Annotated in this window: 19 protein-coding genes; 14 read left to right on the plus strand and 5 right to left on the minus strand. The window is 45.7% G+C overall.

Annotated features, from left to right (window positions below; genetic code table 11):
* Window positions 1-3 precede the first annotated feature (3 nt).
* From VR7878_RS16425 to VR7878_RS16475, 11 genes are read left to right on the plus strand one after another with little or no spacing between them, the layout of a single operon-like run.
* Window positions 4-579 (plus strand): decarboxylating cobalt-precorrin-6B (C(15))-methyltransferase, encoded by a 576-nt coding sequence (locus VR7878_RS16425; protein WP_077337125.1) that lies wholly within the window; start codon window positions 4-6, stop codon window positions 577-579.
* Entirely contained in the window at window positions 576-1,343 is a 768-nt protein-coding gene (locus tag VR7878_RS16430) for a cobalt-precorrin-4 methyltransferase (RefSeq protein WP_077337126.1), read from the plus strand. The genes VR7878_RS16425 and VR7878_RS16430 overlap by 4 nt, the downstream gene beginning before the upstream one ends.
* Entirely contained in the window at window positions 1,330-2,424 is a 1,095-nt protein-coding gene (locus VR7878_RS16435; RefSeq protein ID WP_077337127.1) for a cobalt-precorrin 5A hydrolase, read from the plus strand. Before VR7878_RS16430 ends, VR7878_RS16435 begins: the two co-directional genes overlap by 14 nt.
* Window positions 2,409-3,134 carry a precorrin-3B C(17)-methyltransferase gene (locus VR7878_RS16440; RefSeq protein WP_077337128.1) on the plus strand — a complete coding sequence of 242 codons (726 nt, stop codon included), beginning with the start codon at window positions 2,409-2,411 and terminating at the stop codon, window positions 3,132-3,134. Before VR7878_RS16435 ends, VR7878_RS16440 begins: the two co-directional genes overlap by 16 nt.
* Window positions 3,131-3,955 (plus strand): precorrin-6A reductase, encoded by an 825-nt coding sequence (gene cobK / locus VR7878_RS16445; RefSeq protein WP_077337129.1) that lies wholly within the window; start codon window positions 3,131-3,133, stop codon window positions 3,953-3,955. Before VR7878_RS16440 ends, cobK begins: the two co-directional genes overlap by 4 nt.
* Window positions 3,930-4,802 (plus strand): sirohydrochlorin cobaltochelatase, encoded by an 873-nt coding sequence (cbiK, locus tag VR7878_RS16450; protein WP_077337130.1) that lies wholly within the window; start codon window positions 3,930-3,932, stop codon window positions 4,800-4,802. Before cobK ends, cbiK begins: the two co-directional genes overlap by 26 nt.
* On the plus strand, window positions 4,799-5,638 hold the full coding sequence (locus VR7878_RS16455) for a cobalt-factor II C(20)-methyltransferase (protein WP_205409479.1): 840 nt from the start codon (window positions 4,799-4,801) through the stop codon (window positions 5,636-5,638). Before cbiK ends, VR7878_RS16455 begins: the two co-directional genes overlap by 4 nt.
* Window positions 5,639-5,649: 11 nt before the next feature.
* Entirely contained in the window at window positions 5,650-6,390 is a 741-nt protein-coding gene (locus VR7878_RS16460) for an energy-coupling factor ABC transporter permease (RefSeq protein WP_077337131.1), read from the plus strand.
* On the plus strand, window positions 6,387-6,671 hold the full coding sequence (locus tag VR7878_RS16465; RefSeq protein WP_077337132.1) for an energy-coupling factor ABC transporter substrate-binding protein: 285 nt from the start codon (window positions 6,387-6,389) through the stop codon (window positions 6,669-6,671). Before VR7878_RS16460 ends, VR7878_RS16465 begins: the two co-directional genes overlap by 4 nt.
* Entirely contained in the window at window positions 6,655-7,329 is a 675-nt protein-coding gene (cbiQ, locus tag VR7878_RS16470) for a cobalt ECF transporter T component CbiQ (protein WP_077337133.1), read from the plus strand. The genes VR7878_RS16465 and cbiQ overlap by 17 nt, the downstream gene beginning before the upstream one ends.
* Window positions 7,329-8,135: an ATP-binding cassette domain-containing protein gene (locus VR7878_RS16475; protein ID WP_077337134.1), complete on the plus strand. Its 807-nt coding sequence runs from the start codon at window positions 7,329-7,331 to the stop codon at window positions 8,133-8,135. Before cbiQ ends, VR7878_RS16475 begins: the two co-directional genes overlap by 1 nt.
* A 103-nt stretch (window positions 8,136-8,238) precedes the next feature.
* Here the strand turns inward: VR7878_RS16475 and VR7878_RS16480 are convergent, their stop codons facing one another.
* From VR7878_RS16480 to VR7878_RS16495, 4 genes are all read right to left on the minus strand, one after another.
* A complete protein-coding gene (locus VR7878_RS16480) occupies window positions 8,239-9,870 on the minus strand; it encodes a phosphoethanolamine transferase (RefSeq protein ID WP_077337135.1) in 1,632 nt (543 codons plus the stop codon).
* A gap of 371 nt (window positions 9,871-10,241) precedes the next feature.
* Window positions 10,242-10,817 (minus strand): NAD(P)H-dependent oxidoreductase, encoded by a 576-nt coding sequence (locus VR7878_RS16485; RefSeq protein WP_077337136.1) that lies wholly within the window; start codon window positions 10,815-10,817, stop codon window positions 10,242-10,244.
* 48 nt (window positions 10,818-10,865) lie between these two features.
* On the minus strand, window positions 10,866-11,225 hold the full coding sequence (locus VR7878_RS16490; protein ID WP_077337145.1) for a MerR family transcriptional regulator: 360 nt from the start codon (window positions 11,223-11,225) through the stop codon (window positions 10,866-10,868).
* 243 nt (window positions 11,226-11,468) lie between these two features.
* Window positions 11,469-11,681, minus strand: a complete 213-nt coding sequence (locus VR7878_RS16495) for a cold-shock protein (RefSeq protein ID WP_038177868.1) — start codon at window positions 11,679-11,681, stop codon at window positions 11,469-11,471.
* 759 nt (window positions 11,682-12,440) lie between these two features.
* Here VR7878_RS16495 and VR7878_RS16500 point away from each other — a divergent pair.
* Window positions 12,441-12,644 carry a hypothetical protein gene (locus VR7878_RS16500; RefSeq protein ID WP_077337137.1) on the plus strand — a complete coding sequence of 68 codons (204 nt, stop codon included), beginning with the start codon at window positions 12,441-12,443 and terminating at the stop codon, window positions 12,642-12,644.
* A gap of 342 nt (window positions 12,645-12,986) precedes the next feature.
* Complete coding sequence (locus VR7878_RS16505) at window positions 12,987-14,072, plus strand: acyltransferase family protein (protein ID WP_077337138.1); 1,086 nt, start codon at window positions 12,987-12,989, stop codon at window positions 14,070-14,072.
* Between the two features lie 154 nt (window positions 14,073-14,226).
* Here VR7878_RS16505 and VR7878_RS16510 read toward each other — a convergent pair whose 3' ends face one another.
* Complete coding sequence (locus VR7878_RS16510; protein WP_077337139.1) at window positions 14,227-14,646, minus strand: SDR family oxidoreductase; 420 nt, start codon at window positions 14,644-14,646, stop codon at window positions 14,227-14,229.
* Window positions 14,647-14,701: 55 nt separating this feature from the next.
* Between VR7878_RS16510 and VR7878_RS16515 the strand changes: the two genes are divergently transcribed.
* On the plus strand, window positions 14,702-14,861 hold a 160-nt coding region (locus VR7878_RS16515; protein WP_077333472.1), incomplete at its 3' end, for a transposase.

Here is a 14,861-nt window from a genome sequence, read left to right on the forward strand (position 1 = left end):
AAGATGAAAGATAGCGAATTTCTCAGGGCCGACAAAGTGCCGATGACCAAGCAGGAAGTCCGCGCTGTAGTGTTGGATCGTTTAGCGCTCGGTCAGGCACAGCGATTTGTCGATGTGGGCGCCGGAACCGGAAGTGTCGCCATTGAAGCGGCACTGCGTTTTCCTGAACTGGCCGTCACCGCGATTGAAAAGAATGACCATGCGGTTGCGATTATGCAGCAAAACCTCAGCCACCACGCTGTTGCGCATATTGAACTGGTACAAGCAATTGCGCCTTGTGAGCTGTCGGTAGCGGCGGATGCCATATTTATCGGCGGCAGTGGTGGCAACCTCACAGCGATCATTGACTGGGCTCTGGCTCATTTGACGGAACAAGGCCGGTTAGTGATGACATTTATTCTGCAAGACAATCTGCATCAGGCGTTAGAGCACCTGAAAAACTGCCCGATCCGAGATCTGGACTGCACACAGATCATGGTGTCTCCGATGACCCCGCTGGGGAGCAGTTACTACTTCAAACCCAATAACCCCACGTTTGTGATTTCATGTACTCGGTGTACGAAAGGGAGCGCACAATGACGGAAACGCTGGACAAAAGCAAAGTCTATTTTGTGGGAGCCGGACCCGGTGACCCGGAGCTGATTACCCTCAAAGGTTATCGCTTGCTGCAACAGGCGGATGTGGTGATTTATGCCGGTTCACTGATTAATCCGGCCTTACTGGATTACTGCAAACCGGAAGCCGAATGCCATGACAGTGCTTACTTACATTTACAGCAGATTATTCAACTGATGGTGGATGGTATTCACCATAATAAGCTGGTGGTGAGACTGCAAACCGGAGACTTATCACTGTATGGCTCGGTTCGCGAACAGGGTGAAGAACTTGCAAAACAGCAGATTGGCTTTCGCTGTATTGCCGGGGTGTCTTCTTTTCTTGGCGCTGCGGCGGAACTCGGGGTTGAATACACCGTGCCGGAAGTATCGCAAAGCCTCATCATTACCCGGATGGCAGGGCGGACGCCGACTCCGGAACTGGAATCGCTGATACGCTTTGCCGGTCATCAGACTTCAATGGCAATTTTCTTGTCCGTCCAGGGGATTGGGGCGGTGGCCGAGCAGCTGGTGCAGGGCGGATATCCGACAGAGACCCCGGTCTCTGTGGTGTATAAAGCCACTTGGCCGGACTGCCAGATACTCAAAGGTACGCTGGCCGATATTGCTCAGACTGTGACGGATGCAGGCATTCAAAAAACAGCGTTAATCTTGGTCGGTCGCTTTCTGGGAGAAGAATACCACTACTCCAAACTTTATGATGCGGCGTTCAGTCATGAATACCGTTAACGGTTTTTCCGTCTCACTGTTCAGCCTGACCCCGGGCGGCCAGCAGATTGCCCGTCAGATCCGTCAGGCGTTTCCGGCATTGTCGATGCATTGCTACTGTGCTGAAAAGTATCTACAGGCCAATTTTCTGCCATTTGACGGCAGCCTAAAGCAGACTGTGGCGCAACGGTTTGGCTGCGATAGCGCCCTGATTTTTATTGGTGCCTGTGGGATTGCCGTCAGAATGATTGCTCCGTTGCTGCAAGATAAATTCACCGACCCGGCGGTGTTGGTGATTGATGAACAAGGGCAGCATGTCATCAGTATCTTATCGGGGCATGTTGGCGGCGCGAATGAACTGGCCCGGGAGGTCGCAGCACGAATTGGTGCGCAGCCGGTGATCTCGACGGCAACCGATGTCAATCAAACCTGTGCTTTTGATGTGCTGGCGCAACAGATCAATGCGGCCAGTGAGCAGTTTCGGGTGGCGACTAAAACCGTGAATCAACTTTTGGTCAGCGGACATGCTGTCGGGATTTATGTTGATCCATGGCTTACAGCAACACTTGGTTTTGATATTCGTCAGTTTGATATTCGCGGCTTAACCATTGTGACTGAACACGATGTTGGCCGTTATGAGTTGTCCGCGCTGATCGATGTGTCGATGCAACATACGCGGCCTGACTGGCCGATCCCCAGCTTTCAGTTGATCCCGAAACGGCTTGTGGCCGGGATTGGTTGTCGGAAAAATATTTCCCCCGTACAGCTATTGACTCTTTTTCAGCAACAACTGCAACACATCAGTATTCACCCGCTCGCGCTGGCTGCGATTGGCAGTATTGACCGCAAATATGATGAGCCGGCGATCCTGCATCTGGCGCAGCAATATCAGGTGCCATTCAAATTATTCAGCGCAGCCGAATTAAGTGCGTGTTCCGCACCGTTTCCTCAATCGGAATTCGTCCGACAGACGGTAGGCGTCGGCTGTGTGTCTCAACCGGCAGCCTGGCTGCTCAGTGACGGTTGTCTGTTGGGAGAAACCCTGAGACAACAAGGTATTACCCTGACCTATGGAGTCATGAAATCATGTTATATGTCGTAGGAATTGGCCCCGGTGGTCCGGAGATGATGACCGCAGAGGCGCGCGCTGCCATTGAAGCGGCTGAAGTGATTGTCGGATATAAAACTTATACCCACCTTGTCAAAGCCTTGGTGGGCGATAAACCGGTGATTAAAACCGGTATGTGCAAAGAGATCGAACGGTGTCAGGTCGCTCTTGATATCGCCCAGTCGGGTAAAACCGTCGCTTTGATCAGCAGTGGTGATGCCGGGATTTATGGCATGGCTGGCTTGATTCTGGAGATGGTAACCAAGCAGACGTGGCATGTTGAAGTGAAAATTGTCCCGGGCATGACCGCGAGTATTGCTGCCGGTGCGGCGCTGGGGGCGCCGCTGATGCATGATTTCTGTCATATCAGTCTGAGTGATTTGCTGACGCCATGGTCCGTGATTGAGAAACGCATCCGCGCTGCCGCTGAAGCGGACTTCGTGATCTGTTTTTACAACCCGCGCAGTCGGGGACGGGAAGGGCACCTGCGTCACGCGTTTGAATTAATGTCCCCTTATAAAGCAGCGGACACCCCGGTCGGGGTCGTTAAAGAAGCGGGACGTCGCAAAGAAACCAAATGGCTGACCACCTTTGCCGACATGGATTTTGAACGGGTCGATATGCGCACCATGGTGATTGTCGGCAATCAGTCTACTTATGTTGAGCAGGGGCTGATGATTACGCCGCGAGGCTACACACTATGATGAGCCCCGCGCATGTGCTGGTTTTCGGCGGCACATCCGATGCTGTCACACTGTGCCGGATGCTGGAGCAGTACCGGATCCGCTATACGTTGTCGGTAGCAACTCCGGCCGGGCTGGCCACGGTACAGTCACTGACGGCACCGGTGATTCAAGGCCGCTTAGATGCTGAAACAATGCGGACATGGATCCTGGATCATCAGGTCGATTGTGTGATTGATGCCGCCCATCCTTATGCGCAGCAATTACGGGAAACCATCGTCGCTGCCAGCCTGAAAACCGGGTGTCCGGTGATTCGTTATGAGCGACCGATACCGGTTGATGTGGCGGCTCATCCGTTGCTTATCAAGGCCGGTAGTATTGCGGATGCCTGTGACCAGATCACGTCGGCACAGCAGAAAATTTTGCTGACCACCGGCAGTAAAGACCTCGCTCAGTTTTGTCAGCGACTTAACGACAAAACAGTGTATGTCCGCGTTTTGCCGACCACTGAGGTCGTCGCGGAATGTGAGTCCCTCGGGTTGAGTTATGCGCAAATTATTGCGATGAAAGGCCCTTTTTCTGCAGCGATGAATCACGCGCTGTACGACATGATCCAGCCGGATGTGGTGATCACCAAAGAGTCCGGTCAGGCAGGCGGATTTACTGAAAAAGTGCAACCGTGTCTTGCACTCGGGATTCCCTGCATTGTGATTCAACGGCCTCCGCTGCGTTTTGTCACCCACTATGTTGAAACGTTACACGATCTTGACGCGTGCGAAGCATTGTTTTGCGCGTGGCAACAGAAGGAATCATTTGATGAAAAAAGCACTGTTAGTGATTAGTTTCGGAACCAGTTATCCGCAAGCGCTGCAAAAAAATATTGCGGCGAGTGAACAAGCTTTAGCCAATGCATTTCCCGACCGGGATTTTTTCCGGGCTTTTACTTCATCGATGATTATTAACAAGTTATCGCAGCGGGACGGGATCGACATTGCTCATCCGCGTGAGGCTCTGGCAGCACTCAAACGTGCCGGATATCGGGATGTGTTGATCCAGTCACTCCATATTATCAACGGGGACGAATATGAAAAAATTGTCCGGGAAGTGGCACATTGCCGACACCAGTTTGAGCGCATCGAAGTCGGTGTCCCTTTGCTGAGTGACTGTGATGACTATCAGCGCTTGATTGACGCGATTGAATACCAGTCACCACCACTTGCAGCGGATGAACGCTTGGTGCTGATGGGGCACGGAACGACCCATCATGCGTTTTCAGCCTATGCCTGTCTCGATCATATGATGCAAACGCATCAGCGACCTTTTATTGTCGGTGCGGTGGAAAGCTATCCGGGTATCGAGACCGTTATCAGTCGGTTGCAACAGGCGCAGGTGCGTAAAGTTTATCTGATGCCACTGATGCTGGTGGCCGGTGATCATGCGATTCATGATATGGCATCCGATGACCCCGATTCATGGAAAGTCCTGATTGAACAGGCTGGGATTACCGCCGAGCCGATTGTGCAGGGATTGGGCGAAAATCCGCTGATTCGTCAGTTATTTATTGATCATTTAACCGCGGTTTCATCCTCAGACATGGCATCACAGCAAGCGGGAGCAGCAAGCCAGACGTCGCAGACTATTCAACCATCCGTCATGACGTCAATGCATGTGAAGGAGCCAGTCGCATGAGTGATGGAAAGTTAATGAATGGTGAAATGTTAAAAAATGGCGGAAAGTTATTTGCAATGGGCACCGGTCCGGGTGCCAGTGACTTAATCACCGTCCGTGCTACCCGGATTCTGGGTCACCTCGATGTGCTGTACGCACCGGCTGGCCGTCGGAAGGGGGACAGCCTGGCCTTGTCGATTGTACGCGAGTATCTGGGGGAGCAGGTGACGGTAAAAGCGCGCCATTTTCCGATGACCAACGATGCCGGAGAAAAACGTCAGGCCTGGGAGCAAATTGCCGCAGAGATAACTCAAGATGTAGCCGCCGGGAAACAGGTTGGTTTCATCACTTTAGGTGACAGTATGCTGTTCAGCACTTGGGTTTTTTTACTGGAACGCCTTGCCCCGCAAGTTGAGATTGAAGTGGTGCCGGGGATTACGTCATTTGCTGCGATTGCTGCCCGGGCGCAATTCCCGTTGTGTATGGAACAACAATCAATGGCGGTGATGTCTTGTACTGCAAATGAAGATGTGTTGCGTCGTGCTCTGGCTGAGCATGAATGTGTGGTGTTGATGAAAGTATATGGCCGGTTTGAAACAATCCGTACCCTGCTGGAAGAACTGGGCTTGCTGTCATGCGCGATTTTGATGGCGAACGCGTCGATGGATAATGAAATCTATTATCCCGATCTGAGCGCTATTCACCCGGGAGATGGTACGGGGGAGTCGCTGCCCTACTTTTCGACTATTTTAGTCAATCGCCGTTTTGCCCATCACCGTTTCGGTCATCAGGGTGCAGAAAAAGCCAATGGTTGCGAGCAACTACAACCGTTCGCCCCCGTATCAACCGACAAATAAGGAACAGACTGATGTTTGCTCGATTCTCCCGCATTCCTTCCGGGGTATTCCTCGGGATGATGATGTTTTTAATGTTCCCCGCCAGTGCCAATGCCATGCATATCATGGAAGGTTTTCTGCCACCGGTATGGGCGCTGAGCTGGTGGGTCTTCTTTTTACCCTGTTTGATTTTGAGTATCAGAAAAGTAAAGCATCTGGTCGCCAGTGACAGTGACAGAAAGGTGTTGTTGGCGCTGTGCGGGGCATTTATTTTCGTTCTGTCGGCGTTAAAGCTGCCTTCGGTGACCGGCAGTTGCTCTCACCCCACGGGGGTTGGTCTGGCGGTGATTCTGTTTGGCTTTATGGTGGTACCGCTGCTCGGCGGGATTGTTTTGCTGTTTCAGGCGCTGTTACTGGCGCACGGTGGTTTATCAACTTTAGGCGCGAATGGGATGTCGATGGCCGTCATCGGGCCTTTGGTCGGTTATGTCTTGTGGGTCATGGCAAACCGACTTCATGTCAGAAAGGATATTGCCGTGTTTTTGTGTGCCGCCGGGGCGGATCTTGCGACGTATTTGGTTACCTCAGTTCAACTCGGATTGGCCTTCCCTGATCCGCAGCTCGGTATGGTTGCTTCGGTGAGTAAGTTTATGGGGGTTTTTCTGCTGACACAGGTACCAATTGCCATTGCAGAAGGGCTACTGACCGTGTTGATTTATGAACAACTCAATAAACGGGCACTGCTCGGAACAACACAAGGTGGACTGAGATGAAAAAGAACATATTGATTCTGTTGTTGGTCGGCTTGGTGATTGTCATGCCGTTCGTATTAGGTGTTTCCGGTGAATTCGGCGGTTCGGATGGTGAAGCGGAATCGGTGATTAGTGAAATCGCACCGGATTATCAGCCATGGCTTGAACCGATATTTGAACCGGCCAGCGGTGAAATTGAAAGTTTGCTATTTACATTACAGGGCTCACTTGGTTCGGCGGTAATTTTTTATATCCTCGGCTTCTATCAAGGGCGTCGGCGTCGTCATGCTATTGATCGATAAATATGCTTATCGGAGCCGGTGGGTTGGTGTCTCACCGGTCTATAAAGGCTGGTTTTATCTCGTCTCGTTGTCGCTGGCACTCACGCTGCCGGTTATCTATCAGGGGGGATTATTTCTGGTGTTAATGATGCTGACCTGTATCGGTGGCCGAATCTCGCTCAGGCAATATCTGCGTTGGCTGCGCTTACCCGGTGGATTCTTGCTGTTCAGCATCATGGCGATGGTACTGACTTATCATCAACGGCCGGACGAGTTGATCATCAGTATGCCGGTTGCTGACGGATTTGTCGGGGTCAGTGGTGAACTTTGGGGGATGGCTGAGCATACATTAATGCGCTGTTTATGCTCGATTGCGGCCACTTTCTGTTTTGTGGTATCGACACCGTTCAATCAGTGTATCCGGCTGCTGAAAGCCACCCGATTGCCATTGGTATTGATTGAACAGGTACTACTGACTTATCGGTTTATTTTTATCTTGATTGAAGAAGCGCACGCCATTTTTACCGCCCAAACGCTGCGCTTCGGTTATATTCGTCGCCGCCACTGGCTGAAATCGCTGGCTCAGTTAGCGGGGATGTTATTGCAGCGGGTTTTGATACGCCATCAGCACATGAAAGCGTCCCTTTTTGTCAAGTTATACCAAGGAGAGTTTCTCTGATGACGTTATCGGTTCAAGCGGTTGATTTTGCCTATGAGGATGGCTCACCCGTGCTCAAGCGAGTGGCGATGAATTTCGCAGCGCATCCTGTTGTCGGTGTCGTTGGGGCTAACGGTTGTGGTAAATCGACGCTGTTTAAGTTATTGCTTGGCTTATATCGGCCACATCACGGTAACGTCTTATGGCAAGGTCAACCGCTGACGTATGCTAAAAAAGCGCTGTTTGAGCACCGTCAGCGTGTCACTCTGGTATTTCAGGAACCGGAGCAGCAAATTTTTTATACCGATGTTTTCGATGACATTGCTTTTAGTCTGAGAAATCTCGGGGTAGACGATACTGAGATCCAGCGACGTGTCAGCGATGCATTATCCTTGGTGGATGGTCAAAACTTAATCAATAAGCCGGTGCAGTATCTCAGTTACGGGCAAAAGAAGCGGGTCGCGATTGCCGGTGCACTGGTATTAGACAGTCAGTATCTGTTACTGGATGAACCGACTGCCGGGCTGGATCCTGCCGGCACGCGGCAGATGAAATCTCTGATTGAGAGATTTGCAGCGCTCGGCAAGCATGTGGTGATGTCCAGCCATGATATTAATCTGATTTATGAGTTGTGTGATTACGTGTATGTGATGGCCGACGGGGAAGTAGTCAGCGAAGGCAAACCAGACACGATTTTTCTCGACCGGGTTGCGATGGAAAGGATTGGTTTGGCACAGCCGTGGCTGGTTCAGATGCATCAGGCGCTGGGTCTCCCGCTATTTCGTAACGAGCAAGAGATGCACAGTTATGCAGCACTCACCAAATGACAACCAAAGACACAATGAATACGGCGTCGGGCCGAGTAACAGAGTGAGCAGAGTGGGGCGGAGCCCACTCTGCGCTGGTTCGGCGCGTGTTGAACGGCCGGTATTACTTCCGGCATACAGAAAAGATATCTTGTGTCGGCCGATAGAGTTGTGTTGACACATTGAGTGCGCCAAGCAGTGAATCAAACAGATTATCATGTGACACCTGAGCGGTTTGAGCCTGCTGTTTCAGGCACGATTGGTCAATATGCTGCGCGGCCCGGTATCCATCGGATAACCACACCATCAACGGGACGTGTTTCTGTTCCTGCGGTGCGATCGAGTAGGGTAAGCCATGTAGGTAGATACCATTTTCCCCTAATGATTCCCCATGGTCAGAGAGATAGATCAGCGCAGTATTATATTGCTCGGAGAGTTGTTTTAACCGGGTAATCGTTTGAGCAACCACGTAATCGGTATAGCGAATAGTGTTGTCGTAAGTATTGACCAGCTGCTCATGGGTACAGTTTTCAATATCGTCCCGCTGACAATCCGGCTGAAAGTAAGCAAATTGTTGTGGATAACGCTGAAAATAGGCCGGCCCATGGCTGCCGATTAAATGAAGAACCACTAAACGATTCCCCTGAAGTGCATTCACATCCTGCTCAAAATTATTGAGCAGAGCCATATCTTTACACCCGGCGAGACTGCATAACGGATCCTGAGAATTGCGTTTCAGCTCCTGATATTTGACATGTTTTGGAATCCCTTTGCTGGCACCATCATTCTCTTTCCAGAAGATATCGATACCCGCCCTTTTTAGCACGTCGAGCAGGTTGTCCTGATGATAGGCGCGTTGCTCGTTATAATTTTTCCTGTCGAGGCGAGAAAACATGCAGGGAACAGAGACTGCGGTTGCGGTACCACAAGAGGCGACATGCCGGTAGGAGATCACCGGCAGCGTATCGGTGAATGGGGTCGTGGGTCTTGGGTAGCCGTTTGCATGGTAATTGTATGTTCTGGCAGTTTCACCCAGAATGAAAACAACCAAAGACGGTTTTTGGCCGGGAGCTGCCGTTTGTTTGGCATCCAATCCGATATGAACATAAGGTAATGGCCGGTAAAAATAGGTTTGATGAATATATTCAGCAATGCCATTAATGTAATACGTCGGAATAATCATCCGTTTGATATAACCATTATTGCGGCCGACCGATGCATAATCCTGATAATATGCCGAGGCAATCAGCACGATTCCCAGTCCGGAAATGAAAATGACACCCAGTTTTTTCGCAATCAAAGGCACTAATTTTTCATGTCTAATGGGGGTTAAAATTAACAATATGGTTGGCAAGACCCCCAGCCCGAGAAACCAGATCACGGAGCGAAAACTCAGATAAGACGAGGCCTCACCGACGTTAGTCTCAATAAAGTTTTCTATCATTTCAGCGTCGAATATCGTGCCATAATTATAAGTGGCATAACTGACAAGGCTCGATGTCAAAAGCAGAACGGAAAAGAATATTTTGGTGATTTTCGGCCACGAAAATAAACTGAAAATTATTGTTAAAGCGAATGTAAAAAAGAATGGAATAGAAATAACGAATCCAGTATTAACTGCATCTAATTGATTAAATATTTCATGCAGTGATTTATAAACCGGCAAATTTAAGATAACAGCAAAATAAATCGCAATGATGATTGTGATGGCATGATGAGATAATTTTAATTGTTTGATCGTATTTATTATTTTCATTTTGTCATGATTCGTTAGTCAGAAAATACTGCGAAATATCTACAGCGTTCAAGTGGTACAAGTTCAGTTACCTATGATTCAATTCCATATGAAAAGTTGCGTAACGTTATAGGTAAAGATGTGATCTAGTCAACAAAAATTAGATCGGATTGAGTTTGATACACAATTAAATTCGTATTTATATGATGGAATAAGACCATTGTCTTGAGATGAGATATGTTTTTATCTTATTGATTATTCAATGAATAGTCACAAAGTAGCGTGGCCGGATAGAAGAAGGCTGTCTGCTGGTATGAACAAAATCCTGTCACGCCGATACATGAGTAACCCTGCGCGTCATCATGCATCGGTGTGACCAGAATTTAATATATTTACTTAATTTGACTGGCGAGCCGGGCTGTTTTATCCAACCAGTTTTTTCGATGTTTGCTACTGGCGCTGATCATTGGGCCAAAATAAGTTGAAGAGGTGTTTTTAATTCCACAGAATTCCAGAATAGTATGTTTTAACTGTTTGTATATTGGGTTACCGTAGATAAGCTTGTACCAGAAAGGAGGCGTATCAAGGGTAATAATGAGTTGAGATGTACGCCCTTTTAATAGTTTTTGAGGAATCGATTTACCCTCTAAATATTTGAACGAAAAGCCCGGTAAAAAGGTTCTATCTATTGCACCTTTGAATTTGGCTGGCATGGCTCCCCACCAGACAGGACTAATAATCACAATATGTTCTGACCATTGGACTTTATTTTGAAAATCTAATAAATCAGGTTCTAAGGTTGTTATTTCACTGTAGCCTTCATCTAAGCTGATTTTGAAATTCAAATCACCAATATGAATTTGTTCAACGTCATGTTTATCTGCCGCAACCGATGTATATTGCTCAGCTAAAGATTTACAAAAACTGTTAGATTTGGGATTGGCATTGATGACTAGAATTTTTGTCATGATCTGATAGCTCCGTATTGTGTCCAGACGGGTAGTTTAAACTCTTACCTAAAGGTCAGAGTCAACCCCTCGAACACACTGATCAATCGAAATACGATATTCTGCGATACGTTGCTTTTGTATTTCCAGCGCTTTTATTTTTTCTTCAACGAGTTCTTGCTGCTGAGCCAGAAAATCACTCACTAACGCCCAATCTAGATCTTCTTGCTCACTTTTTAAGGCGACCAGATCGGAGAGCTGAATCCCAAGAGTTTGTGCTTCTTTAATGATTTTAATCAGGCTGATGTGTTGCTGATTGTAAACACGATATTTGCCAGAGCGGGAAACATTCAATAGCCCGAGTGATTCATACAGTCTGATTGCCCGTTGAGTCGCGCCGGATCGTTTTGATGCTTCATTAATGAACACATTTATCCCCTTGTTCTTTAACCACTTCACATTCTGTAAGAATTGTTGCATATCGTTATGAAAAGACAAGTCAGATCATCCCAAGAATACATTGAAACTCAAGTGTCTTATGCAGTGCTTTTATCTGTGGGGTGTGTGATAGATAGTTTGTCAGAGGAAGAATTTAGTGGGTAGAGAAGGGAGGTCAGACATATTGGTTTTTGACTTGTGTGGCACCAACGGGTGCTGATGCCACATAAAGTATTACATCACAGTGACTTGCGCTGCTTGTAATCCTTTTTGACCTTGTTCAACCACGAACGATACTTTTTGGCCTTCGTTCAGTGTTTTGAAACCAGTTGAAACGATAGATTGGAAATGAACGAAAACGTCATCACCACCGTTGTCAGGAGAAATAAAACCAAAGCCTTTCGTTTCGTTGAACCATTTGACTGAACCAGTTGTTTTATTAGACATAGATACCTCTATATTTGATAATTTTAATTTAAGTGTTGTTAGCTAATAAGCGCTATTATCTATTTTAGAGATATATATTTTATCGTAGGTACGCAAACGAAAAAATCGATGTAGAACCGAGAGAAATTTGATCTTAAAGTAAATAAATAGCTCTTTTCTTAAGAGCTGGTAAGCAGTATACCGATAAAACAGATAAAGGCTAGCTTTTTCTTGTTTTATTTTTTTATAACCCTTCAATGTTATCGGATTAAGCTTGTGTTTAAGTGTAAGGTGTTGATATATATTGATTTTATGGTTTGTTTTGCTTGCTGAGCCAAAAGGGAAATTGGACTTGATTGTAAAAAAACGAAAATGACTATCTATTTGCTATAATGTGTGTATAGTGACTCCAGCTCCTAAACGTGAGTTATTGATGAAACATATAGTTCGAGTATCTTCTTCGCTTTTTTCGAGTCATTTCGTTATACAACGCCTGTAGCAACTTATTCTTTATCTTCCATTAAATAGCCTCATTTTCATCCGTTTAGGTAAATGATGCCCCTGAAATAAATATAGTTCTGGGGGAGTGTTCACAAACATCATTAGCAATATATATAAAGGATATGGATTCAGATTTTTTAGATAATAAATATCAATTTTGGCTGTATAACTGGAATATTCAATTTATCTTGGTGTCAATTATTTTGGTAAAAATAAAAATGACTCTGATTCAATCGTTACCCATTTCCTTGATGTGATCTGTTTAGAAAAGGAACAAGAATGAGAAAGAAACACGTTAAATCTCCCAAAAAACATAAGAAAAGCAACTACGAAGCCAAGTTCGAGCTGATGGTTAAAGAATACCATAGTGCCCAAGAGGTCCTAGATGGAATGTCCGAGGACTCTGCTGACTACGCGCAGCAGAAAAAACACTGTGAATCTCTCTTTGCCAGCGCTGAACGCTTTTTCAAGCAGAATCAATAATCTTCAACTTATCTTCATAAACTGCTGACTCTGATTTACAGCAATCGCCTTGTATGGTGGGCATAACACAATGGCATGGCGAATGCTGTCAGTTGAATGTATGAACGGTGGACTCATGAAAGTCTCCGGCTTATTGGTAAAGTGAGCCTAAAATCATCACTATCGTGAGAGACGGATGTCATCCTTATATTATACGCTTGAATTATTTATCTTTTTTCAGATACTGACTTGTTATGCTTTTAACTGCACTAAGTTACGAAAAGAAGTTCATAAAATTCAATTTTGATGATGTTTATGCTATGTTTCTGATAATTTTGGGGCTGGACATGGTTTTTAATGTAGATGAGTAAACTACTAAATATTCAGGGTCTTCGTGGAATTGCCGCATTATTGGTCGTTTGTTTTCATTTGCTTCCGATAGAAGAAAAATATGGTGATGGGAGAGTTGTACTTCCCGATTTTTTCATACATGGGATGTTCGGTGTCGATCTTTTTTTCGTAATAAGTGGCTTCATAATGGTCTCTATTACAAAAGGTCAGTTTCAACACACGTCAAATGCACTGAGTTTTTTATATCATCGTGCTTCTAGAATATATCCAACATACTGGTTTTATAGTTCATTAGTATTGATTTTTTTTCTTATAAGGCCTGAGTGGGTTAATAGCGCTCAAGGAAACCATGTCAATATTATTTCTTCTTTTTTATTGTGGCCAGAAGAGACACTTCCTCTCATTAATGTAGGATGGACTTTAATTCATGAAGTTTATTTTTATATGGTTTTTTCTATTTTATTAATATGTATTCCTGAAAAACGACTGAGTATATTTCTTTTCATATGGGGTGCTTTAGTTGTTTTTGTTAATTTGTATGTTGTTACAGATAGTTCTGTTATTCATTTGATTGCTCATCCTCTAACAATGGAGTTTATTGCTGGAGCCCTTCTAGCGATTCTTTATCATAAAGACAGTAGCTGGAAATTCGCTGTGTTTTTAATGGTTGCTTCAGTATTATTTTCATCGATATTGATTTTGTTCAATCAATCAAAGTTTCCTAGTGATTGGTGGAGAGTCGGTATCTACGGTACGCCAGCCGCAGCCATTCTTTATTGTCTTGTTATAGCAGAAAGAAGAAATATTGTGTTCAATAAATATTTAGTAAAGATTGGTGATGCATCTTATTCTATATATTTATTGCACATTCTTGTGTTGAGTGCTGTTGGTAGAGTGATTTATGTTCTGTCATCACGAACTGAATTTTCTATACCTAATTATGCTTTGCTTATTGTGTTATTATTTTGTGTTATTATCTCTGGGTTGATTAGTTACAGAATTATTGAACGACCATTATTGAAAATATCCAGAAAATTATACGAATCTATCAGAACGTACAAGTCAAATATAAAAATTAAGGATGATAGGCTTCATTAATCTGATATATTCTTTCAAAATTAATTTATCAGTATATGAAGATTACACAAATCATACTCTTATTCGACTCTGATTTACAGCAATCGCTATGTATGGTGGGTAAAAAAACATAATGTCATGGCGAATACTGTCAATGATGTGAGAAGAAGAGGCGCTATAGGCCCCCGGTCAAATCCAAATAGTTGCCTGTGGAAAATGATGATTTTTCACAGGCTAGCCAATAAATTGCCTCGGCAACCTCTTCAGGTAAACCGCCTCTTTGCAGAGGAATGACACTTTTTAGTCTCTCGATGCGCTCAGGCTCACCACCGTCAGCGTGCATATCTGTGTAAATAAAACCGGGACGAACACAATTGACCCTGATCCCTTCAGCTGCAACTTCTAACGACAACTCTTTGGTCAAAGTGTCAATTGCTCCTTTTGAGGCTGCATAATCAATATACTCATGAGGCGAACCCGAACGTTCTTGTGTCACATGATTGGCAGCCTTTGTATTGGATTTATAGTTGATACAGACGGCGTAGCCATGGTGAGCGAAAAGTTTTGCAGTTGCAGCTGTAGTGGTACGGTGAATTTGGCCACCTGATTAGAGGTGTTAAAATACACCTCATAGCATGACAGGTGAAACTATGACCAAGCGTACCAGACGCACTTTCAGTGCGGAATTCAAACTCGAAGCAGCGCAACTTGTTCTCGATCAAAACTACACCGTTGTTGAAGCTGCAAAAGCCATGGGTGTTGGTAAATCGACAATGGATAAGTGGGTAAGGCAGCTCAAGCAAGAAAAAA

Origin of the sequence: Vibrio ruber DSM 16370 (assembly GCF_900163965.1) — a bacterium.
In the GTDB taxonomy this organism is placed as follows: Bacteria; Pseudomonadota; Gammaproteobacteria; order Enterobacterales; family Vibrionaceae; genus Vibrio; species Vibrio ruber.